The 22,445-nt window shown below is 36.7% G+C and carries 19 protein-coding genes; 3 read left to right on the top strand and 16 right to left on the bottom strand.

Annotated elements, in window-relative coordinates; all coding sequences use genetic code 11:
* Nucleotides 1-5 precede the first annotated feature (5 nt).
* The 6 genes from ABVM53_RS05595 to ABVM53_RS05570 form a co-directional block, all read right to left on the bottom strand.
* A complete protein-coding gene (locus ABVM53_RS05595; RefSeq protein ID WP_405330355.1) occupies nt 6-737 on the bottom strand; it encodes an SGNH/GDSL hydrolase family protein in 732 nt (243 codons plus the stop codon).
* Nucleotides 738-877: 140 nt separating this feature from the next.
* Nucleotides 878-1,654 carry a DUF3050 domain-containing protein gene (locus ABVM53_RS05590; protein WP_405330353.1) on the bottom strand — a complete coding sequence of 259 codons (777 nt, stop codon included), beginning with the start codon at nt 1,652-1,654 and terminating at the stop codon, nt 878-880.
* A 78-nt stretch (nt 1,655-1,732) separates the two neighbouring features.
* Nucleotides 1,733-2,911, bottom strand: a complete 1,179-nt coding sequence (locus ABVM53_RS05585; RefSeq protein ID WP_405330351.1) for an acyl-CoA dehydrogenase family protein — start codon at nt 2,909-2,911, stop codon at nt 1,733-1,735.
* A 139-nt stretch (nt 2,912-3,050) separates the two neighbouring features.
* Nucleotides 3,051-3,773: a tRNA1(Val) (adenine(37)-N6)-methyltransferase gene (locus tag ABVM53_RS05580; RefSeq protein ID WP_405330349.1), complete on the bottom strand. Its 723-nt coding sequence runs from the start codon at nt 3,771-3,773 to the stop codon at nt 3,051-3,053.
* Between the two features lie 36 nt (nt 3,774-3,809).
* Complete coding sequence (gene rimM, locus ABVM53_RS05575; RefSeq protein WP_405330347.1) at nt 3,810-4,334, bottom strand: ribosome maturation factor RimM; 525 nt, start codon at nt 4,332-4,334, stop codon at nt 3,810-3,812.
* A 12-nt stretch (nt 4,335-4,346) separates the two neighbouring features.
* Nucleotides 4,347-4,871: a 30S ribosomal protein S16 gene (locus ABVM53_RS05570; RefSeq protein ID WP_128757908.1), complete on the bottom strand. Its 525-nt coding sequence runs from the start codon at nt 4,869-4,871 to the stop codon at nt 4,347-4,349.
* 173 nt (nt 4,872-5,044) lie between these two features.
* On the opposite strand from ABVM53_RS05570, the gene ABVM53_RS05565 reads away from it, so the two are divergent.
* On the top strand, nt 5,045-5,902 hold the full coding sequence (locus tag ABVM53_RS05565; RefSeq protein WP_405330345.1) for a DUF6252 family protein: 858 nt from the start codon (nt 5,045-5,047) through the stop codon (nt 5,900-5,902).
* On the opposite strand, the gene ABVM53_RS05560 is transcribed toward ABVM53_RS05565, so the two are convergent.
* The 4 genes from ABVM53_RS05560 to ABVM53_RS05545 form a co-directional block, all read right to left on the bottom strand.
* Complete coding sequence (locus ABVM53_RS05560) at nt 5,892-7,439, bottom strand: PepSY-associated TM helix domain-containing protein (protein WP_405330343.1); 1,548 nt, start codon at nt 7,437-7,439, stop codon at nt 5,892-5,894. The genes ABVM53_RS05565 and ABVM53_RS05560 overlap by 11 nt on opposite strands.
* A 1-nt stretch (nt 7,440) precedes the next feature.
* On the bottom strand, nt 7,441-7,743 hold the full coding sequence (locus tag ABVM53_RS05555) for a hypothetical protein (RefSeq protein WP_405330342.1): 303 nt from the start codon (nt 7,741-7,743) through the stop codon (nt 7,441-7,443).
* 282 nt (nt 7,744-8,025) lie between these two features.
* Nucleotides 8,026-8,748 carry a DUF4198 domain-containing protein gene (locus ABVM53_RS05550; RefSeq protein WP_405330340.1) on the bottom strand — a complete coding sequence of 241 codons (723 nt, stop codon included), beginning with the start codon at nt 8,746-8,748 and terminating at the stop codon, nt 8,026-8,028.
* 10 nt (nt 8,749-8,758) lie between these two features.
* A complete protein-coding gene (locus ABVM53_RS05545; RefSeq protein WP_405330338.1) occupies nt 8,759-11,185 on the bottom strand; it encodes a TonB-dependent siderophore receptor in 2,427 nt (808 codons plus the stop codon).
* A 320-nt stretch (nt 11,186-11,505) separates the two neighbouring features.
* Between ABVM53_RS05545 and ABVM53_RS05540 the strand changes: the two genes are divergently transcribed.
* Together ABVM53_RS05540 and ABVM53_RS05535 are read left to right on the top strand one after the other, a co-directional pair.
* Nucleotides 11,506-12,375 (top strand): phosphatase PAP2 family protein, encoded by an 870-nt coding sequence (locus ABVM53_RS05540; protein ID WP_405330336.1) that lies wholly within the window; start codon nt 11,506-11,508, stop codon nt 12,373-12,375.
* Between the two features lie 62 nt (nt 12,376-12,437).
* On the top strand, nt 12,438-13,217 hold the full coding sequence (locus tag ABVM53_RS05535) for a DUF1206 domain-containing protein (protein WP_405330334.1): 780 nt from the start codon (nt 12,438-12,440) through the stop codon (nt 13,215-13,217).
* Between the two features lies 1 nt (nt 13,218).
* On the opposite strand, the gene ABVM53_RS05530 is transcribed toward ABVM53_RS05535, so the two are convergent.
* The 6 genes from ABVM53_RS05530 to ABVM53_RS05505 all read right to left on the bottom strand — a co-directional run bounded on the left by ABVM53_RS05530 (nt 13,219) and on the right by ABVM53_RS05505 (nt 22,440).
* Nucleotides 13,219-15,594, bottom strand: a complete 2,376-nt coding sequence (locus ABVM53_RS05530; RefSeq protein ID WP_405330332.1) for a prolyl oligopeptidase family serine peptidase — start codon at nt 15,592-15,594, stop codon at nt 13,219-13,221.
* A gap of 278 nt (nt 15,595-15,872) precedes the next feature.
* Nucleotides 15,873-16,712, bottom strand: a complete 840-nt coding sequence (locus tag ABVM53_RS05525) for an endonuclease/exonuclease/phosphatase family protein (protein ID WP_405330330.1) — start codon at nt 16,710-16,712, stop codon at nt 15,873-15,875.
* A gap of 76 nt (nt 16,713-16,788) precedes the next feature.
* Nucleotides 16,789-18,432, bottom strand: coding sequence for a sulfatase (locus tag ABVM53_RS05520; protein WP_405330328.1), 1,644 nt, complete (start codon nt 18,430-18,432; stop codon nt 16,789-16,791).
* Between the two features lie 5 nt (nt 18,433-18,437).
* Nucleotides 18,438-19,343, bottom strand: coding sequence for an alpha/beta hydrolase (locus tag ABVM53_RS05515; RefSeq protein ID WP_405330326.1), 906 nt, complete (start codon nt 19,341-19,343; stop codon nt 18,438-18,440).
* Between the two features lie 17 nt (nt 19,344-19,360).
* Nucleotides 19,361-21,637, bottom strand: coding sequence for a beta-glucosidase BglX (gene bglX / locus ABVM53_RS05510; RefSeq protein WP_405330324.1), 2,277 nt, complete (start codon nt 21,635-21,637; stop codon nt 19,361-19,363).
* A gap of 23 nt (nt 21,638-21,660) precedes the next feature.
* Entirely contained in the window at nt 21,661-22,440 is a 780-nt protein-coding gene (locus tag ABVM53_RS05505) for a prolyl oligopeptidase family serine peptidase (protein ID WP_405330322.1), read from the bottom strand.
* Between the last annotated feature and the right edge of the window lie 5 nt (nt 22,441-22,445).

Below are 22,445 nucleotides of genomic sequence, written 5' to 3'. Positions count from 1 at the left end.
ATAACTTAGTTACTGAGGCTTTTTTTATTTAAAATACGTATAGCTAGTGGAAAGAGGCGATCTACAAATAGGGAGTATGCTTCCTTTGAAGGATGTAAACCATCGGCAGCAACTAGCTTAGGCTGGGAGATTCCTTTTCTTGTGATATCTGTAATATTCAAATAGGTAACTCCATTACTCATAGCAACTTGTTTTGCAAACGCGTTGTATTTATCTATTTCTGAAGAAATTTCTTCCTGATTGCCATTGTTTTGACCAAATGCTGTGTAAGCATAATCAGGTATTGAAATTACGATAACACGCTTTTCGTTTCCGCCGGCTAATTGAATTGCAGTTTCTAAAAGAACGTTGAAGTCTTTTTTATATTCAGAAAACACAATGCTTTGATATTGGTTATTAACACCAATTAGAAGGGTTACGAGGTCGTAATCAGATTTGAGATTTTTAGCTGCTAGAGCATTAATTAAATTGTCTGTACGCCAACCCGTTTCTGCAATTACAGTTGTATTTAAAATACTATTTTGGAAGCTTTCGATTCTAGTTTTTAGCTGATTGGGAAACCTACAAGATTCACATACCCGCTCTCCTATAGTATAGCTATCACCTAAAGCAAGATAATTGTATCTCGTAGCCGTATTAGTGGTGCTCTCAGTTATAGTTGCCTTAGAGTTGTTACAGCTAATTATAAAAAGGCAAAATATATTTATTAATGGTATGCGTAGCAGTGAGTAATTCATATAATAGCTACGCATATTTCACACAATCGGTTTTATAAGCAATGCACTTTCTAAGTTTCTTTTAGTTGTGCAAATACTGTTTCAAGGTAATGACAGCTTGCTATTTTATCAAAGATATCGAGCCGCTCTCGTTCTTCTATTTAAACCGAAATATTTGATGTTATTTCTTGTTCAATGCCATTCCACAGGGTTGCTCTTTTTTTAAGAGCAGTGATCGCAGTTTCTTTTACTTCTTCCCATTTTACCGCATCGTTACCACACAATTCAGAAACCATTTGTAAAGCCATCGGGCCATGTTCATCACCATCTAGTTCAATATGACGATCAAAGTAATATTTAAATAAAGTGAGATCCTCCATTGGGAAATTCTGCTGAATGTTTCCTATAATTTGAGTAAACATACTCGGAATAAGATCTTCTCTGCCAAAAGTGAATGCAGCTGCAATCTTATGCGCTTTTCCTTCAGAAATAATTTCAAAAGTGAAACGTAAAAACTCCTTAACTGACTCGGGGATTTCACTTACTGCAATCACTAAAAATATATCTGTACCATGTGTGATATGGCTTAAAAAAGAATTTATTTCCTGAGTACTTGCGTTTGATTTTGCCATAGCATCCAAATACATTTCAAAATGACTTTGGCGCTTTCCCTCTAGGTTAATATCTGTTTCTTCGGCAAGTACAATTTCATTAATTAAGTACCTGATTTCAGGATTTCCCAAAGGATACCAAGGTGTAGAAACTTTTGTAAGATCGTACTGTAAAGCTTTTAATAGTGACATAAAATCCCACACAGCAAAAACATGATGCTGCATAAAGATTTGTAGGTCTGCAGGAGTGCGTAATTTTTTATATAACTGATGACTCAATAACTGATCTTGATATGGGGCAATAGCCTTCTTAACTTCGTCAATCATAGTATTTGTTTTTCGGCAAAACTAATAAACAAATAAGAGTATAATCTATTTTAAAGCTTGATATTATTTATACTACTATTATTTAAATGCATTTAGACCGGTAACATCCATTCCTGTTATTAAAAGGTGTATATCGTGAGTACCCTCATAAGTAACAACACTCTCTAAATTCATCATATGGCGCATAATACTATATTCTCCGGAAATACCCATTCCTCCTAAAATTTGTCGTGCATCACGGGCTATTTTGAGAGCCATATCGACGTTGTTTCGCTTTGCCATAGATATTTGGGCAGAAGTAGCTCTTCCCTCATTTCGTAAAGTTCCCAGGCGCCAGGCGAGTAATTGCGCTTTAGTAATTTCTGTAATCATTTCTGCAAGCTTTTTTTGCTGAAGTTGAAATGATCCTATAGGTTTCCCAAACTGATGGCGCTCTTTAGAATACCTCAATGCTGTGTCGTAACAATCCATCGCCGCACCTATAACTCCCCAGGCAATCCCAAATCGTGCAGAATCAAGGCACATGAGAGGTGCGCCCAATCCCGATTTATTGGGTAGTATATTTTCTTTAGGCACTTTTACATTATCAAAAATAAGTTCGCCGGTTGCACTTGCACGCAGAGACCATTTGTTATGAGTTTCAGGAGTAGAAAAACCTTCCATCCCCCGCTCTACAATTAAACCGTGTATACGGCCTTCTTCACTTTTAGCCCAGACTACTGCAATGTCTGCAAAAGGCGAATTTGAAATCCACATTTTAGCACCATTCAGTAAATAATGATCTCCTTTGTCTTTAAAATGGGTAACCATTCCGCCGGGGTTAGAGCCGTGATCGGGTTCTGTAAGGCCAAAACATCCCATAAATTCGCCACTAGCCAATTTAGGAAGGTATTTGTTTCGCTGCTCCTCATTTCCAAATTTAAAAATAGGATACATTACGAGTGAAGATTGTACTGATGCGGTAGAACGTACGCCACTGTCACCACGTTCTATTTCCTGCATGATTAAACCATATGAAATCTGATCTAAACCTGCTCCGCCATACGCTTCAGGAATATAGGGTCCAAAGGCACCTATACCTGCAAGACCTTCAATTATTTGCTTCGGAAATTTTGCTTCTTGAGCCGCCTCTTCAATTATGGGCGATATGTCGCGCTTTACCCAATCTCTTGCTGCAGAACGAACTAATTTTTGCTCTTCTGTTAAAAGGTCATCGATGTTATAATAATCTGGAGACTCAAAAAGATCTGGTTTCATAATTGTAATATTTTCATTCTAAATCAATTAAGTTAAGAATGGTTGAATTTATGACAGTTACTTGCAGCTATTTTATCAAATTTGATAATTAGCATATAACTATATTACAATTTTTAAACTAAAAATTCTTTGATTTGTTCTACATTTTGAGGTAGAAATCTTTTACAAGATCCTGATATTCTTTTGTATAAACATGTCGTTCAATTTCTATTGTAAGGGTATTATGAACACATTCTGTAGTCGTTTTGGTTAATGCAATTAAAGAACGCTTTGCAGATACATTAGCGTTGCCTTTTACAGATGTAATCTGAGTAGGGTGTAATCCAGCTTGATTTGCATATTCTAAGAATTCGGTTTCGCGCAGTTTAGGGATTATGACGCAAAACAATCCCTCAGGATTTAATAGGTGACTTGCTGAAGCAGCTAAGAGTTCAAAAGGCATAGATTCTTCAAAGCGAGCCTTTTCTCGAGCTGTATTTTTTTCATCGTCAGGATTTGTACCGCCTTCAAAAAATGGCGGATTGCAAACAATGAGATCATATTTGTCTTCAATTTCTGTTGCAAACTCATATAAGTGAGCGTGATAACAAAATAAACGATCTCCCCACGGTGAATTTTCAAAATTAGCAACAGCCTGCTCGTAAGCATTGTCATCGAGTTCTAACGCATCTATAATTTCAGCATCACAGCGTTGTGCCAGCATAAGAGCAATAACTCCTGTGCCTGTACCTATATCCAGTATAGAATTAGGGAAATTAGCAATAGGTGCCCAGGCGCCAAGTAATACACCATCGGTACCTATTTTCATCGCACACTGATCTTGAGCAACAGTAAATTCTTTAAATTTAAATGGCTTAGACACAGATTACGAATTGAGTACTTGTAGATATAGAAGAAGCTAGATATAAATAGCTATTAACCCTTCTGGTGTATCTAGTGTTATGGTTTTTGTAGATCGATCTACTTTTTTGATAAAGTCATCGTTTATAGGTATAAGAACCTCTTTGCCCTTGTGATCAATCTCAAAAAGTGCTTGTGCGGTATTATCGTTTACTCCAGTAATTGTACCTACTTCTCCAAAGTGAATATCGTTTACTGTAAAACCTATAATCTCGTGGTAATAAAATTGATTGCCTTTGAGTTGAGGTAATGTAGAAAGTGGTAAGAAGAGCTCTGCATTGATGAGATCTTCTGCATCTTCCTCATTATTGACGTCTTCAAAATCGATACGAAGTAATGTAGATTTATGGAGCTGGCAAGAATGAATAAAAAATGGAACCAGATTGCCGTTAAAATCGACAAAGACTGATTCCAAATTTTCATACATTTCAGGCTCATCAGTATCTAGCTTAGCTAGTAACTCGCCTTTAAAGCTAAATTTTCGCACGATTTTGCCTAGATAGAAACATTCTTCTTTGCGCATCGTGAGTTTTATTTATTTAGCTTCTTCTTCGTTGTTTTCTTCAGTAGCAGGAGCTTCAGCTTCAGGAGCAGCCTCTTCAGCTACTTCTTCAGGTTGTGCAGCAGCGATACGAGCTTCGTTAGCAGCTGTTTCAGCAGCTAAAGCCTCTTTCTTAGCTTTTTCCTGTTCTTTAGAAAGTGTGTCTTTTTTAGATTCAACTTTAGAAGACTTATCTTCTAACCATGCGTTGAATTTTTCTTCCATTTGCTCTTCAGTAAGTGCACCTTTACGTACTCCACCGGCTAAATGATTTTTCAATAAAACACCTTTGTAAGAAAGTAAACGTTTTGCAGTTTCAGTAGGCTGAGCCCCGTTTTGCAACCATTTTACTGATGAATCTACGTCTAAGTCAATAGTCGCAGGATTTGTGTTTGGATTGTAAGTTCCTAGTTTTTCTAAGAATTTACCATCACGTTTAGCGCGCGTATCTGCGGCTACTACCCAATAAAAAGGTTTTCCTTTTTTACCGTGTCTTTGTAATCTGATTTTTACTGGCATAAAAATTAATTTTTGAGGTACCCGACCCCGATTATAATTTGTTGAATTCTATCTATAAGCACAGGCCTATAAGTAGGTTCTCTAAATGAGGGCGCAAATATACTACAATTTTCTGGCTATCAATATGTTTTTATTTTATAAAATCTTAATTTTGAACTTAGACTTAATGTGTTATGGTAAAGTACCTTGTTGCTTTTTTAGGTGTGCTTTTGATATTCTCTTGTTCTGATGATGTGAGTTTTAACTCGCCCGCTTTTCAGGGAATTCGAGACACTGTTTTTTTCAAGGCAGCTATAACAAGGGCAGAGCTTGTAAATGATTCTTCTGACACTGCAAACTCTTCAAATTTTGTTTATGCGGTACGCTTGTCAGGTGTTTTAAATGACGAAGTGGTAAGTTTTACATTACCCTACTATGGTGAAGGGGTTTTTGACCTTAATCCTGAAGATGATGCTTATGCAAGTTATAGCAACACTTTAGGGAAAGAGTTTTCTACGCGTTTTGATGGAGAAGGATCTGTAGTCGTTGAGCGTATAGAAGATAGTACATATACTGGATCTTTTAGATTTAGAGCACGTTCTGCTTCAGATAGTACCGAGGTTTATTTTACTAAAGGTTATTTTTATGAGGTTCCTTTTTATAAGCGCCCTCCTATAGAAGAAGAAATTCCTGTTGTAAGCACTTTTTTTACGTGTAGAATAAACGGAGTCACTTTTAATCCTTTAAGTATCAATGCTTCTTCAGGATCGACTAGCCTTTTAGGAGTAGGAAGTACAAATTCAGTAAGTATACGCCTTCTTTTACCCTTAGATATTGAGCCGGGAACTTATCCGCTAACAGATTTTAGTGTTGAAAGTCCGTATAAGGCTTCTTATAAGTCCGGTGAGTTTACACCTATAGTTCAAAGTGGTACTGTAACGATTCTCTCGCATAATAAGAAAGAAAAGTCCATAGGAGGAATTTTTTCTTTAGTAGCTAAAGGAGAGGATATAATAAATATTTCCGACGGAAAATTTGGATTTAATTATTAGTCTTTTTCCTTACTTTCAAATAGGCAAATAACGTACAAAGAGCAAGAGCTATCCAGAATACATCAACAAATGCAATCTGATAGTTACCCATTGATAAGTTCTCCCAGAAAGTTGTTTTTGTAATACTATAATTAGCAATTGGAACTATAAAACCAAAAATACTTCCCCAAAGCAAGCTAAATCGAATGCAGTTTCCTCTGTCTTTTTTGAAGATTAGGTATGCACTTGCAAGAGCCCAAGTAATGAGGTAGAACCAGTAAATAGAATTTTCAGTTAGGGGATATGCCAGTTTTACCACGACAAAGCTAAGTGCTGTTACGGGATACATACTTAAGCATATGGCTAAATAGGTTAGTGCAACTCTCCTGTAAAACTTCTGTTTTTTAAGAGGAACATTTTTTTTATCACGGGACAGTAACCAAATCAGTACTCCGGAAATAATTACTACACACGTGATAATTCCCAATAAAAAAGAAATAATGCGCAAGAGATAGCCTCCATAATCACCAAAATGTAAGCGGTACATTACATTTTTTACGCTATCTAGATAAGAAGCATCTGAATACGGATTTTTAACAATTGTATTTTCTCCGCTGGCAACAGCAAATATGCTTGTTCCGGGAGCATTAAACTTTTCGGTATAATCTTGATGTCCCTTTACAGTGATATGCATATTTTGATCACCATAATTATTAATTACAAGTTCGTTGACATTAAAACCCGGCCAGTCATCTCTAACTTTTAAGAGATAAGAATCGAGTTTAGGAGTCTTTTTTAATCTTTTATTTTCAAAATTATAAGAAGGGACATCAAATTCTAGATCTTGATATACGGCAGCTTCATTACCTCCATACAAGGAGACAGCTGCGGGAGTAAGTAATAATACTTTAAGCATAAAAAATGCTCCGGAAACCGCTAAAACAAATTGAAATGGAAGTCCTATCATACCTAAAGCGGTATGTGCATCTGTCCACATCGTTTTTAACTTTGCTAATGGGCGAAATGTATAAAAATTAGAAAATATTTTTTTCCAATGTATAAGTAAGCCGGTGAGAATTGCAAATAGAAAAAAGAATGCTACAAAGCCTGAGATGTAATAGCCTACAGGATAGAAAAATTGTGTTAGAAAATGCAGTCTGTATAAAAACTCCCCCAGAGTATAAGACTCAGCATAAGACTGTTGTTTATAGGTTAATGGGTCTATGTAAAAAAACTGTGCGCCAGGGTTATCATTTGTAATTAGAGAATCTTTTAGTGCACCCAGACTTACGGCTATACGGCGTTCTTCATAGTAGGTTTTAAGAGTAATATCTCTGCTGTTTAAATTATAGCGTTCATGTATGCTATCTAAAACAGGATTTATTTGTGCAGGTAGATTGTCTGCTGATAATTCATTCTGATTTCTTTCCCAGGCGATAATATCATCTCTAAAAAATGAAAAGGAGCCTGCAAAAAAGATGATATATAACGCAACACTTATTACAATACCACTTACTGTATGCAGGTTGAAAAATAAATTATAAAGCCGGTTATTCATATTAGGAAACTACGGAGTTATAGGTATTTGTAAAAAACAAGATAAGCGCCAAAATACCTGTTACTCCAAAATAGGTCAAGCTTGCTTGCCAGGCTTTTTTTGGGATATAGGCAACTATAAATAGAACCGCCCAAATTATAAATCCACTAAAAGTAAAGGTTATTAAAATTACGCTTTTAGAAATGTAAGCTGCGGCAATTAGGTGCAACAATGTTGTTACCAGGTAACCCCCTACAAACCCGGTTAATAGTCGAATTGCCCGTTGTACGGGTGAGGAGGTTAAGTATTTAGAATTTGCAGGCAAATCAATTAAATTTAAATAGGTTTAATGGAGTAAGAATGATTATTAAACTGCTAAAAGTCATTAGGATAATACTAGCTGTAAAAATCCCTGCTGCCCAACTCATTTGATTTATAAATAGGCCATAGCCAATACAAAGCAGGTAAAACCCGAGAGAATTAAGTATCCACTTATTCTTTCGGGTTTTGTTTTTATTTGATATTACTTTTTTGGAAGACATTTTTGCAGATGTCTTATACATTGCATAAAAGCCTACCGCAAGTAATAAACAAGCCAAATACAGCATTACGGCAAACTTGTGTAGGTTACACAATGCCAGATAAATTGATAATCTACATCATTATAGCTCCCCGGCGTATTTTCATTATGGGTTACTTCAACAATATATTTTGTTTCAAAAGGCTTTGTGTAGCTAATCATTCCATTTTCATCTGTAGTTACTTTCTTAGTCCATAAATCCAGCATCGAGATCGTAGCTTCTGCTTTTTCTAATGGAGCGCCATTATAGAGCACTTGTAGTTTTACAGTATCTGCTGTATTTTCGATTTGATTTATTACCAGTCCTTCAGTGAATTTAGAGCTGTCTGCAGTTTGTTCTGTGTTTACATTTACTTGTTTAAATGATTTATAAACAGGCTTAAAAATTCCGAAGTCATATTCTGTATAATCAAGAACTTCAATATTTTGATTTTCTAGATAAACCAGATATACACCATCTTGAGTAGGAGTGAATTCTGCTGAATAATGGTCTGTACCGGCTTTAGTTTCTAATGCATGCTTCTTTCCTGCAGGGTCTACAAGCCATAACTTAAAATCGCTCACCCCTTTGAAAGCATCTCCAGCAACTTCTTCAACAACGCCATATGCGTATTCACCATAGTAAACGCGAACTTCTTGTGGCTCGTTTAAATTTCCTTTTGCGCTGGTCTCAACCCATAAGTAATGTGCAAAAGCAGAATTTGACCCGCTTAAAAAAGCAATAGCAAGTAATAATATTATTTTTTTCATCTTAATTTATTTAAAAGTTATAGGTAAAATTGGCTAACAATGTTCTTTGATTTTGTGGAGAAATTGTGCTCCATCCTTTGTAGTATTCCTTATTGGCAATATTGTCTAACTTAAGCGTTATACGGTAATCTGAAGTCCCATAAAATAGTGATGAATTAAGTATGGTGTACTCAGGAAGTGTGAATGTTCCGCCTAAATTTCTGTTGAATATTTTATTCTCACTTGCATAGTTTCCTCCAAAACCAAAGCCCAAGCCGTCTAACTTACCGGTAGTAATTTGATAACTCGCCCACAAATTGGCAAGATTTTCTGGACCCGCACTCTCAGGACGCAACCCTTTAAAGTCTGCATCACCTTCTACCAGCTTACTGTCATTAAAACTGTAACCCGCTACAATATTTAAACCATCAATAGGATTTGCAATTAGGCTTGCTTCAAAACCTTTATTTTCCTGAGTTCCGTTTTGAGTGTAAAAATAATTGCTGGCATCTACATCTATACGTAACGATTTATCCTTAACCGTAATGTCGTAATAACTTAATGTCGCACTAATTCTATTTTTATAAAGATTGAATTTTGTACCTACCTCAAATTGATTTGCTTGTTCTGGATCTAGGGTGCGAATTGTAGTTACTCCATTTGCTAACTCTTCTACGGGAGCTGTATTACTGAAACCATTCATATAGTTTGCAAAAATCGAAACCTTATTTAGAACCGGCTGATACACTAAACCGAATTTAGGAGATAAGGCAGTTTGTGAATGATCTGTATTGCTAAAATGATCTACACGTAAGCTAAGCATTGCAGATAATTCTGGAAGAATATTTACAACATCTGAAGCATAGGCGCTAAAAATTTCTTGTTCAGATTTAGAAGGATTGATAGGAGAATTTTCTAATAATGCATCTGTCCCCGGCTGGTTTAATATTCCAGAATCGTCTGTGAAATTTGCAGCGTCTGTTCTACCCAGTACCTCCTCATTAAACTCTTGTAAATTGTCTCCTATGTAAATAATACCATTGCCTACATAGCTCGAGCTATTATTAATGACTGTATTCTTATAATAATCAAGACCTACCACTAGTCTATTACGTACATTTCCTATATTAAAATCTCCAATGAAATTCTGCTGAATATCTGTGGCGTTTGTTTCAGAATTCTGCTTGCTTATATATCTGGAAAGAGAAATCCCCTCATCTAAAGTTGTGTATTGTGTGCCTTCATATAAATAGGAATAGTACCCATCTGATTTTGAAGACGAACTAGAAAAAGCGGTTTGAGAAGTCCAGTTATCACTTAGCTTATAATTCATTTGAGCCTGTAAACTGTATGTAGGCGTCTCTATATATAAATCATTACCCGTGTAAGATCTATTATTATCGTAACCTAATTCTTCTAAATTAGTTACGCGAAGAGGTGCTGCACGATCTAAGAAAAGCATAGTGGGGTTTGTGCTTTTCCCATTATAAAATTCTGTATTTATATTAAATGATAATCTGTCATTAACACGGTAGGCTAGTGAAGGAGCTATAAAAAAAGATTTCTTAAAACCAGCATCTTGATAGCTATTTTGAGTATGATATGCTGTGTTTACACGTAAAGCAATGTCTTTATCTTTACTTAATAGAGTGTTTACATCTGCAGTAACCCGATTTAAACCATAACTACCCGCGGTGTAAGAAAGCGAACCACCAAATCCAAAAAATGGTTTCTTCGTAGTAATATTAATTAATCCTCCATAAGAAATTAAGCTACTTCCGTACAAGGTTCCTGATGGGCCTTTAATCACATCGATGCTTTCTATATTAGCAGGATCTGGACTCCCATTAGTGAGTGCAGGGAGACTATTTACAAGATTAGGTTGTGTTGCAAAACCACGTAAAGAGAAGTATCCGGCACCATCGCTTCCACGGCCTGTAGATTCCCAAAGCTTATCTATACCCGAAGCGTTTTTTAAGGCATCATCAAAATTTGTAACCACTTGTTCTTTAAGTAAAGCAGAAGAAATGCTCGTGTATACCTGCGGATTTTCTATATCTGCAAGCGGCATTTTTGATACGCTCACACTCATTTCTCTATTAAACTTGTTATGTTTTACGCCGTTTATACTTACAGCATCAAGCTGTTCCTGACTCTCTTGTAGAATTATAGTCCCTATATTTTTATTAGATTCTGTGTTAACCGTTACTTCTACATATTTCGTTTTAAACCCTATGTAGGAAATAGCAACGCGATACGTTCCTGCAGGGATTCTTTCTATTGTGAAAGTTCCATTAGAATCGGTGGTGGTTCCTAGACTTGTTTTACCTACATCAATAGTAGCTCCCATTAAAGGCTGTTGATTATTGGTTTGTACCACACCGGTTAGCTGACTATTTTGAGCTGATACTTGAAGTGAGATTAGCGCAAGTATAAATGCACTTAGAAAAGTACGCATCGTTATTTAGATTAAATTAAAATTACATTGTTCGGCAAATGTATTTTCGAAATCCCAATTTTCAAAATTTATTTAGACTTAATTTAAATAAAATTTTTAGGTGTACTGTTAGGCCCCGGAAACAAAGGCTTGTATAGTCAAATACTTTTTGTAAATAATGGCTAAACTCTCAGAATAAATTTAGAATATAGCCTTCTACCGATAGCTGTTTAACGCGATTGTAAATTTTAGGTTATTAAAATGTAATAAAATAGCACCTTTGCAGACTACCTCTTTTAAATGTTATCTATCAAATTTTATTAGATTTAATATACTACGTAATGACGAAAATTACCCTGTCTGCTATTTTCATTATTCTTTTTGGAATACAATCAATTCAAGCACAAGACAGTTTATTTGTTGCATTAAATACCGAGGAGAAAAACACGCTTTGGAATGATTTTACTTATGATATGGGTAATGTTGTAGGGGGTGTAGGTTTTGCATATTCCAGACCTTTACATTGGCAAGGTGATGATTTTCTTCGTTTTGGTGGTGTGGCAGCGGGAACCGTGGGTTTATTTTTAGTTGATGATGAGATACGTCACAATTTTCTTTCTCATAAAGATGATGTACCACAAGGTTTATTAGAATTTGGTCGTTACGCGGGAAATCCTCAGAATAACTATGGTATTACTGGTGCGGTATATTTAACCGGATTATTTACAAAGAACGAAAAGCTTCGTAGAACGGGTGTCTTAATGATAGCATCTGCCACCGCAGCAGGTTTCATACAACAATTAAGCAAATCGCTGGTAGGTAGGGCACGTCCTGGAGCAGGTTTTGGTAATCATCATTTTAAACCCTTTGGCGGTACAGCTGCTTATCGTTCATTTCCTTCGGGTCACGCGGTACTTACTTTTACTACAACTTATACAATTGCCAAGCAATTTGACAATCCATGGATAAAAGGAGGAATAATTGGAGTAGGACTAATCCCGGGATTAAGCCGAATATATGAAGAAGCACACTGGGCGAGTGATGTTGCGCTGAGTTGGGCGATGAGTGCTTTTATTGTGGAAGCTATTGATAAGTATCTTGATAGAAAATATGAGAAAAAGTATAACCCGGATGCATCTGCTAAAGAGTCTAATTTAGAATGGAATCTCACATTTAGCGGTGATCAAATAGGAGTTGTACTTCAGTTTTAAAAGAAGTTTGACTCACATTCTTCACATTAGCATTACTATTAAATTCTAGAACCCCACCTTTATTGACATCAAAAAAAACTATATACGCCCGATCTGGTCTTTTTGCAAAAGCCCTGCTTTATTTATCAATTGGTATTGTTACGGCTATGGAGGCCTTTGGACTTGGTGGATTTAAAGCAGGAAGTTTTACCATTATGAATGTGCTAGCAGCACACTCCTGGGGAAAGGCAATACTCCTTTTGTGGGCTGCTGGTTTGTTTGGGTATGTATTCTGGCGCATCTATGAATCTATTGTAGATCACGAGGAATATGGGACAACTATATTAGGAATTGGACAACGTATAGGTTTTGGTTTTGGAGGAGTTGTATATGGCTTTCTAGCCTTCAAGGCCTTGCAAATTGTATTTAATTCTGGAGATGACAGCTCGTACTCTACATCAAAAATTCAAGAGTTTATACATACAGACTTGGGGATGCTATTAGTTATTGGCATTTCATTAGGTATGATGGGAGGCGCACTTAACGAATTTTATATAGCTTTTTCAGGGATATTTAAAAAGACGATAGCCATTGATGAGGTACCGTCAAAATATAAAAATGCGGTTATGAGTTTTGGTAAATTAGGGTATGCTTGTCGTGGTTTTACATTAGGTATTGCAGCTTATCTTTTATTACAATCGGCATTTACTACACGAGATATATCTAGCGCAGACAAGGAGGCAGCCTTTTCTTTTATGCAATATAATTTTGGAAACTTCATTTTAGGTCTCATTGCATTAGGCTTTATAATTTATTCCTTTTACGTTTTTGTAGAAACCTATTACCGCAAAATTGATATGTAAATTACTTTTCCAGTAAACTTTCATTAAACAATTTTAGAATACGCTTATACTCATCAGTCCAACTGCTAGGTTCAATAAAACCGTGATCTTCTACCGGGTAAACTGCAAGCTCCCAATTTTCTTTTCCTAACTCAATCAGACGTTGTGTAAGGCGCACAACATCTTGAAAATGAACGTTTGTATCTACCATACCGTGTGGAATTAGTAAATCACCCTCTAAACCTTCAGCAAAATAAATAGGCGAAGAACGTTTATATGCGATAGGATCTTCAGAAGGCTCATTTAAAATATTTGCTGTATACCCGTGATTATAATGTGCCCAATCTGTAACCGATCGTAATGCTGCACCGGCTTTAAATGTTTCCGGCTCATTAAAGAGAGCCATTAATGTTATAAAGCCACCATAGCTTCCTCCATAAATACCCACTTTATTAGGATTTACACCGTGATTTTTAATGAGGTACTTTACACCGTCAACTTGGTCAGACAAATCTTTTCCGCCCATATGGCGATAGATACCTGTTCTCCAATCTCTACCATATCCAGAACTAGCGCGGTAATCAATATCGATAACCGTATAACCTAAATCAGTAAGCATATTATTAAACATATACTCTCTAAAGTAACTCGACCACCATTTATGGGCATTTTGTAAATAACCAGCTCCATGAACAAAAACTACTGCTGCGCCATTTTTTGCTGATTCCTCCGGAAGGTATAAACGCGCAGGGACCATAGCGCCATCCTGAGCTTTGAATTCTATATTTTGAGGAATGCGCCAGGCATAATCTTTAAATTCCTGAGACTGCCCATTTGTGAGTTGTCTGGCAGTATCTTTTGAGCCTGTTTTTTTAATATATAATTCCCAAGGTCTATTACTAAAGGAATTGCGTATTGCCATATATTTTTCATCAGGGGAGAGTGTAACCTCATTATTCCCTTGAAGCTCTGTTAGCTGCTGCATCGATCCACCTCTTACCGGCATTTTATAAAAATGACGTTCTCCGGCATCTACTTGTGAGGTCGTTAAAAACCAGGATTTTTTATCATTAGATAAAAAAGGATCAAAAACCTCGTATTCACCCTGAGTTAAAGAATTCTTTTTACCTGTAATAACATCTAAAAGGTATAAGTGTGAGTAACCACTTTCTTCAGACTGAAAATATATAGTTTTGTTATCGGGAAGCCATCCTAATGTACCGCCACCAAATGACCAACCGATTCCCGGTCCTGCGATCCACGCCTCATCACGCTGGTGGTCTAAAGATTTTAAACTACCGTCTGTAAGATCTAACAGAGCTATCCAACGGTCTTTATTATCTTTAGAACGCACGTTAACAATAGCTTTGTTTCCGTCAGCAGAGAATATAGCTTGCGATACGATTACCTCCCGTTCTTTTTCTTCCCATTCTCTTTCGGGATAGTCTTTAACGTAATCTGGCAAAGTTGTAATACCTGGTAATGCGGAGGTAATTACCGCATATGCCGTATCCTTTTTACGATTATAAATAGACAGAGAAGCTTCTGTTTTATCATCACCCACTTTACTGCGGGCGCGTAGTTCTTCGGTATATCCTGATGCATCTACATAATTAGGAACATTAGTAGATTCGCCGCGGTCCCGTTTCATCAACATAATGGTTACAAATTCTGCTGTAGGTGAAACTTGTAAGCTACTTATCGATTTATCACCAGCATAAAATACATAAGGATCTTTTTCACCAGTCATTTTGCGGTAAGCTTTAGAAAGTGAATCTTGTGTCTCCCGCTCATTAACAACTTCAAGTAGGCTCAAATTTTGAGATTTGATCCATTTATTTTTGTCTGATAATTTAGATTCTTTTTCTTCTTTAGATTTACCTTCTTTAAATTCTGTAATCTTTTCTAAACTGCCGTTTTTAGTATCTAAAACGTAGGCATTGTTCTCGTGTGTAAAGGCGATTTTAGTTTCATCTTTAAGAAAGGTAATGTCACTTAATCGCGCTCCCAGATCTATAAGTACCGAAGATTTGTTTTTAGCTAAATCATAGAGATATAGCGCATTGTCTTTTGTATATAATTTTTTGGTTTTTGTATTATTAAAGCTTCCGTATTTGCTAATCATTGCTTTGCGCTCAGCAAGTGTTACTTCCTCAATCTTATCCAGTTTTTTAAGCGTTACTTTATACAAGCTGTCAGTTGAATTCCCTTCAGGATTGTAATCAAAATAGATCGTATTGTTTTGCGTTCCCCATTCTATATTTTCAGGAAAAGTACCCATCCATTTAGGGTCTTTCATTATTTTTTCTACGGAAAGTGGAGAGGTTTGAGCGCAAGAAGTGGATGCGTATAAACTTAAAAAACTTACAAGAATTGCAGAAAGGTAATATTTAATCATACAAGTAAATAAAATTAGAGAACAGGAGGGAAGTTACAGAATAGTTATAAAAGTGAAACTAGTCACCGGCTTAAAACCGCCTAAAATATTTTAAAACAAAAAAGCCTCACCATTTAAGGTAAAGCTTCTCAAAGGTTTCACTACAAAACCAGTTTCCAAATCTCTTTGGAAACAACACAACATCGTTATAAAGAGGCAGCTTTAAAGCTGCTATTAAATCTTAGTAAGAAAACAAAAATAGCATTACTTTTTTGAATTTTGAACAATACTGATAAAATTTACGGTTGTAATTTTATTAAAACATAAACCGGTAAATGATCAGAAGCATATCGTAAATTCTTAGAATCACTTAATACAGCGTGTTTTAAAACTAGATTTGTATTTAATTTTCCTTGAAAAATATAATCTATACGTCGGGTTACAGGCTCGTCAAAATTAAATCCATTATATGTTCCTGATGGTCCAAAAGGACCCATAGGCGCAATATCATAAGTATCAAATAAATCTGATTTTAATACAGTTATAGGCGCACTGTCTGGCTCGAGATTTAAATCTCCAGTTAAGAATACATCTACATTTTCAGTATTTAATTCGTTCATTTTTGCAAGAATAAGTTCTGAAGCTTTTTTGCGTGCTTCAACTCCTACGTGGTCAAAATGAGTATTAAAAACATAGAATTTTTCGTTAGAGCTTTTATCTTGAAATAATGCATAGGTACAGATGCGAGGCAATGCAGCATCCCATCCTGTGGAGATGGTGTCAGGAGTTTCAGAAAGCCAGAATGTATCGCTTTTTAAAACATCTAGTTTGGCAGCATTGTAGAAAAGTGCAGAAAACTCTCCTTTATTTTCACCTTCTCGACCTACTCCAAGTGATTTATAGTCTTTGAGATTATCATTTAGGTACTGCATTTGTTCTGGTAAAGCCTCCTGTATTCCCATTACATCTGGAGCATAAAAGAGCACCTGGTTTTTTAGAAATTCTTTACGCTTGCTCCAGGCATTCTCAGCATCAGACTCTGTAGCTAACCGAATGTTGTAGCTCATTAGTCCTAGTTCTTGAGCACAAAGCCCTGTAATACTAAAAACGAAAATTAGCGTGTAGAGAAGTGTTTTCATTTTGAATTTATTTAATTTATAAAAGTACGATTATACAAAGTCAAATTAGATTCTCTTACTTTACTTGAACATTAAGTTACTTCATAGGTGTACCGCGCAATCTTTTAAAATTTTGATATTCTTTGGTTACGCGCTCTTTAGGAGCTTGCTCAAACTCTTGTTGTGTAACTCCATAGACATTTTGTATAGAGTCTAATTGTTTATGTAAGCGTTTTATAACGTCACCGTAAGCAGGATCATCAATTTTATTATGAATTTCTGAAGGGTCTGTTTGAAGGTCATAAAATTCCCAAGCATCAATATCATCATAAAAGTGCATCAGTTTATAGCGCTTTGTGCTTACACCATAATGCTTCTTAACCATATGAAATGCCGGAAAATCATAATAATGATAATATAAAACAGATCTAAAATCTGCATCTCCTAGTTTTTGTTCTAGAACTGGTCTCAAAGATTGACCCTGCATATCTGTAGTAAGCTTAGTACCATTTGCATAATCTAAGAAAGTTTGAGCAAAATCCAAATTTTGAACCAATGCATCGCTGGTAGTTCCTGCTTTTAAAGAATTTGGATACTGAATTAAAAGCGGGGTTCGGTATGATTCTTCATACATAAAACGCTTATCAAAAAAGCCCTTTTCTCCAAGATAAAATCCTTGATCAGAGGTGTAAACAACAATCGTATTCTTGTCTAGATTATTGGCTTCTAAATAGTCGAGAATTGAACCTACGCCTTCATCAACAGCTGCAATTGTAGCCATATAATCTTGTAAATACCGTTGGCCCTTCCATACGGCGAGTTCCTCACCGTGTAAGTTTGCTTTATGAAAAGCATCGTTTTTAGGTTGATATGCCGCGTCCCAGGTTTTACGTTGTTGCGGAGTCATGCGGTCAAAATCTGTAGTCCAAGGATTATGCGCAAGTTGTGGATTACCTTGAGTTTTGGTCATTTTTAAATCGTGACCTTCATACATATCTGTATAAATTGTTTGCAGCTGTTCTTGAGCAGCTTGTTGACCTTGATGATCTGCAAAATAGGTTTCTGGTAATGGAAAGGTAACCGAATCATATTTATTTACGTGGCGCAAAGCTGGCATCCAGTTGCGATGCGGAGCTTTGTGATGAACCATCATAAAAAATGGCTTGCTGGTATCGCGCTGTTTATCTAGCCATTTAATTGCATCTGCTGTGATGATATCTGTAGCATAGCCTTCAACTTGTGTAGTGTCGCCGTCTTTTATAAAATTAGGATTGTAGTAATTACCTTGATCCTGTATGATATTCCAATAATCAAATCCTTGTGGGTATCCATCTAAGTGCCACTTACCAAGTATTGAGGTCGTATATCCAAGTTCTTTGAGTTTTTTAGGCAACGTAGGTTGATCCCCATTAAAACGATCCCCATTTTGACGAAACCCATTTATGTGACTGTGCTTTCCGGTAAGGATTACTGCACGGCTTGGACCGCATATAGAATTTGTAACATAAGCACGATCCATACGCATGCCATTCTCTGCGATACGATCTATATTAGGTGTGGGAGCTAACTTACTTACAGGATGATCATAGGCACTTATTGCCTGATATGCATGATCATCAGACATTATAAAAATAATATTAGGCTGTTTAGAAATTACTTCTGCAGTCGCTTCTTCTTTAGCATTCTCTTTACAAGCGGAAACTAGTACTAAGAGTAAATAGGCTAAAAGTAACTTCTTCATTATTTTTATTTTTTAGTAACAGACATGGATTCTTGAATTAACGTGCCTTCGTTTACTACCGAATTTAAAAACTGAGCAATCTCATTCACAAATGCATAACCCAAATTTGCCCAGTCGTGATTACCGCCTTCTGCAGTAAGCAGCATATAGGAGGCATCTAATTTTTTAAGACGTTCTGCAATAAACGCATCACCATCTAAAGGTAAAAAACCGGGAGTTTCTGAGCTACAAAAATGATGGGGCTGACTAGCATAAGGCACCAGGTTATCAGCATCACCGTGTATAAATAATGCGGGTATAGCATTATTTCTTGTAATATATCTGGCATCAACGAGAGCTCCTGCAAGTGATACTACAGCAGCATATTTAGGATAAGTTCCTAGTTCTTTAAAATCGGGATGACTAGACATGTAAGCAGTATTTAAAATACCCTCTGCGCCAGCGCTACTACCCGCAAGCACAATCTTAGATCTGTCAAACGCAAATTTACTTTCAGCTATTAGAAATTTAGTTGCTTTTAATATGTCTTCTGTGGTTTGCTTAAAAGTCTCTATTTTTTCAGAGGAAGGACAATTACAACCAAATCCTGTCGATTTACCTTTTCGGGTAAGTGTATAGCTTATTGATGCAACAGCATAACCTTTTGCTGCCATCGCCTGAGAAAATTGCACTTCTAAAGGATTGTCCCGCTTACCACCAGAAAAACCACCACCGTGAACCAAAATTATAAGCGGTCTGGCCGCGTCTTTTTCATTTTCTTTAGCTGAATAAAAATCCAGTTTCAAAGAGTCTGAATACGTATGCGTAGACTTTACCAGATCAGCATATATCTGACCTACATATTTTTCTTGTGCATGTGTAAGTATTCCTGCAAACAGGAATAAAATAAGAATACTGATCTGGCGTTTCATCTACTTATATTTTTTGTTTAGTTCAAAGTAAACGTTTCTTTTAGTGAAGCATTGCTATCACCGCCTACAAAAATTTCAAACTCACCGGCTTCAGCAACAAAATCTAAAGATCCATTATAGAATTTAAGATCATCTGCCTCTAGAGTCAAGACAACTGTTTTAGTCTCACCCTTCTTTAAAAATACATTTTCAAAACCTTTTAATGTTCGCATAGGAGGTGTAAGACTACGCACAACATCGTGTAGGTATAATTGTACAATTTCGGTTCCATCGTACGCACCCGTGTTAGTCACGTCAACACGTACTTCGATAGCTTCACCTTGTGCGATTTCTTTTTTGCTTACTTGAAGGTTTTTATAGTCAAAAGTGGTGTAGCTTAATCCAAATCCAAATGCTAATAAAGGTGCATTAGGAGCATCTAAATATTGAGACTTAAATTTCTCAAAAGCTTCAGAAGGGGCAGGACGACCCGTGTTTTTCTCACTATGATATATAGGTATTTGACCTACATTACGTGGCCAGGTTGCAGTGAGTTTACCTGAAGGATTGTAATCACCAAAAAGAACATCTGCAACTGCATTACCGGCTTCAATACCTGGATGCCAGATTTGTAAAATACTTACAGGCAGATCTAATTCTTCCGTAATAACAAGTGGGCGACCACTCATAAGAGCTAATACAACAGGCTTTCCAGTTTTTGCAAGTTCGCGTATCAATACCTTTTGACTTTCTGGTATTGAAATGTCTGTACGACTTGCAGCTTCTCCGCTCATTTCACTTGCTTCACCTACAACAGCTACAATTACATCTGCATTTTCTGCTGCTTTTAATGCTTCGGCTAGTAATGCTTCCGAACTTTCCTCAGAAATTTCAAGTCGAGGTCCAAATACATTTACTTTTTTAGCAAATGAAGTATCGTTTGAGATGTTAGCACCTTTTGCGTAGGTTATTTGTGCATTAGGAGCCACATTTTTTAATCCTTCTAATATAGACACTGACAGTTGAGGGTCACCAGTAGGAGCCCAAGTTCCTAACATATTATTCTTGCTGTCTGCTAAAGGTCCTACAAGTGCAATTTTTGCAGTTTTAGACAGTGGCAACGTATTGTTTTCGTTTTTAAATAATACAAAAGATTTACGAGCGGCCTCACGAGCAAGCTTTTTATTAGCATCAGTTAAGATATCGCGCTTTGGTCTTTTACTATCTGAATATTTATACGGGTCTTTAAAAAGGCCTAACTTATATTTAGCTACCAGAATACGACGACAAGCTTGTGTAATAGTCTCTTCGGAAACTTTTCCTTCATCAACAGATTTCTTTAAAGTAGTTAGGAAACCTTCTCCTACCATATCCATATCCAGACCGGCATTTATTGATAATGCAGATACTGCCTGTAAATCACCCATACCGTGAGCGATCATCTCATTAACGCTGGTGTAATCTGAAACTACAAATCCTTCAAAACCCCACTTGTCTCTTAACAAATCTGTTAAAAGCCATTTATTACCACTTGCAGGAACACCGTCAACATCGTTAAACGAACTCATCACACTTTCTGCACCGGCATCTATAGCCGCTTTATAGGGTGGTAAATATTCATTAAACATGCGCACACGGCTCATGTCTGTGGTGTTGTAATCACGACCACCTTCTGATGCTCCATATAATGCAAAATGCTTTACAGTCGCTATCATAGTAGCCTCGTTTGTAAGATCTTTTTGCTGGTATCCGCGTACCATTGCTTTTGCTACTTGCGATCCTAAATAAGGATCTTCTCCGGCACCTTCAGCGATACGTCCCCAGCGCGGGTCACGTGCAATGTCAACCATAGGAGAGAAATTCCAGTTAATACCATCTGCAGTAGCTTCTTTAGCGGCAATCTGAGCTGTTTGCTCAATAAGATTCATATCCCAGCTGCTAGATAAACCCAGTGGAGTAGGGAAGGTTGTTTTATAACCGTGTATAATATCAGATCCTATAAGTAATGGAATACCCAGGCGTGTTTTTTTAACAGCAATTTCTTGTGCCTGTCTTATTTTATCAGGTCCCGAAACACCAAATAAACCACCTACATTTCCGGCTTTAATTTTTTCTTCAACATTTTTACTTACTACAGAGCCTGTAGCAACGCCGCCGCCGGGAGTAAGTAAGTTAAGCTGACCTATTTTTTCTTCAAGAGTCATTTTTTTCAACAATGCTTCTACTTCTGGGATAGCTTGTTGTTTTTGAGCAATTGCAGTGCCGAAGCTTGCGATTGCTAAAAAGAGTAAAAATTTAGGGAGTGTATTTTTCATAATTCTAGTTGCAATTGTATTTTTTAGTTTTGTTGGGTATGACTAAAAAGCCATTGTAAAAAGTCTGGTTCTGCAAATGCAGGATCCCAGCTGTTATGATTAGCATGCTCATAAATTGTAACACGTGGAGTAGCTCCTGCTTTTAGCATTGCGTGCGCCATTTCTATAGAATAGATAGGGTTAACCACATCATCCTTTGCACCGTGAATTATCCAAAAAGGGGTGCTAGCGGCATATTTTGTGGCACTTTCTGTACTTCCTGCTCCGCAAATAGCGATAGCCGCAGCAAACAAAGAAGGGTTGCGCTGAACAATTTCATACGTTCCCATACCGCCCATAGAAAGACCGGCAACATAGACACGAGTGGTATCTACTTTGCCGTCTTTTATAAAACTATTCACTAATTCTGTCGCCATCCTAAGATGTGGTGTTGGCTTTTTGTCTGGGTGAAAGGTGATGCCAACAGGAGCGCTATTGCGATCTACATCTACATTTGCCCAGTATGAATCTGCAGGGCACTGCGGAAAAATTACAATTGCCGGAAACGCATTGCGATTACCGGTATTTGCAAAAAGCTTTGCCCCGTGAGTTAACTGAGATGTATTGTTTGAACCGCGCTCTCCCGCACCGTGCATAAACAGAATTAGTGGATATTTTTTTGTCTCATCGTAATTTAAAGGATATTGAATACGGTATTGTAAACTATCTCCCTCACTGTGATAAACAGCAGGTTCAAAACTCTCTTGCGCCACCGTAAATCCTGAATATAAAAGTGTTAAAAATATTATGAGTTGTGTTTTCATAAATT

The organism is Leeuwenhoekiella sp. LLG6367-2.1 (genome assembly GCF_045055775.1).
GTDB classification, from domain to species: domain Bacteria; phylum Bacteroidota; class Bacteroidia; order Flavobacteriales; family Flavobacteriaceae; genus Leeuwenhoekiella; species Leeuwenhoekiella aequorea.
Note: the sequence above shows the minus strand (reverse complement) of the source record. Positions and strands in the feature narration are given on the sequence as shown.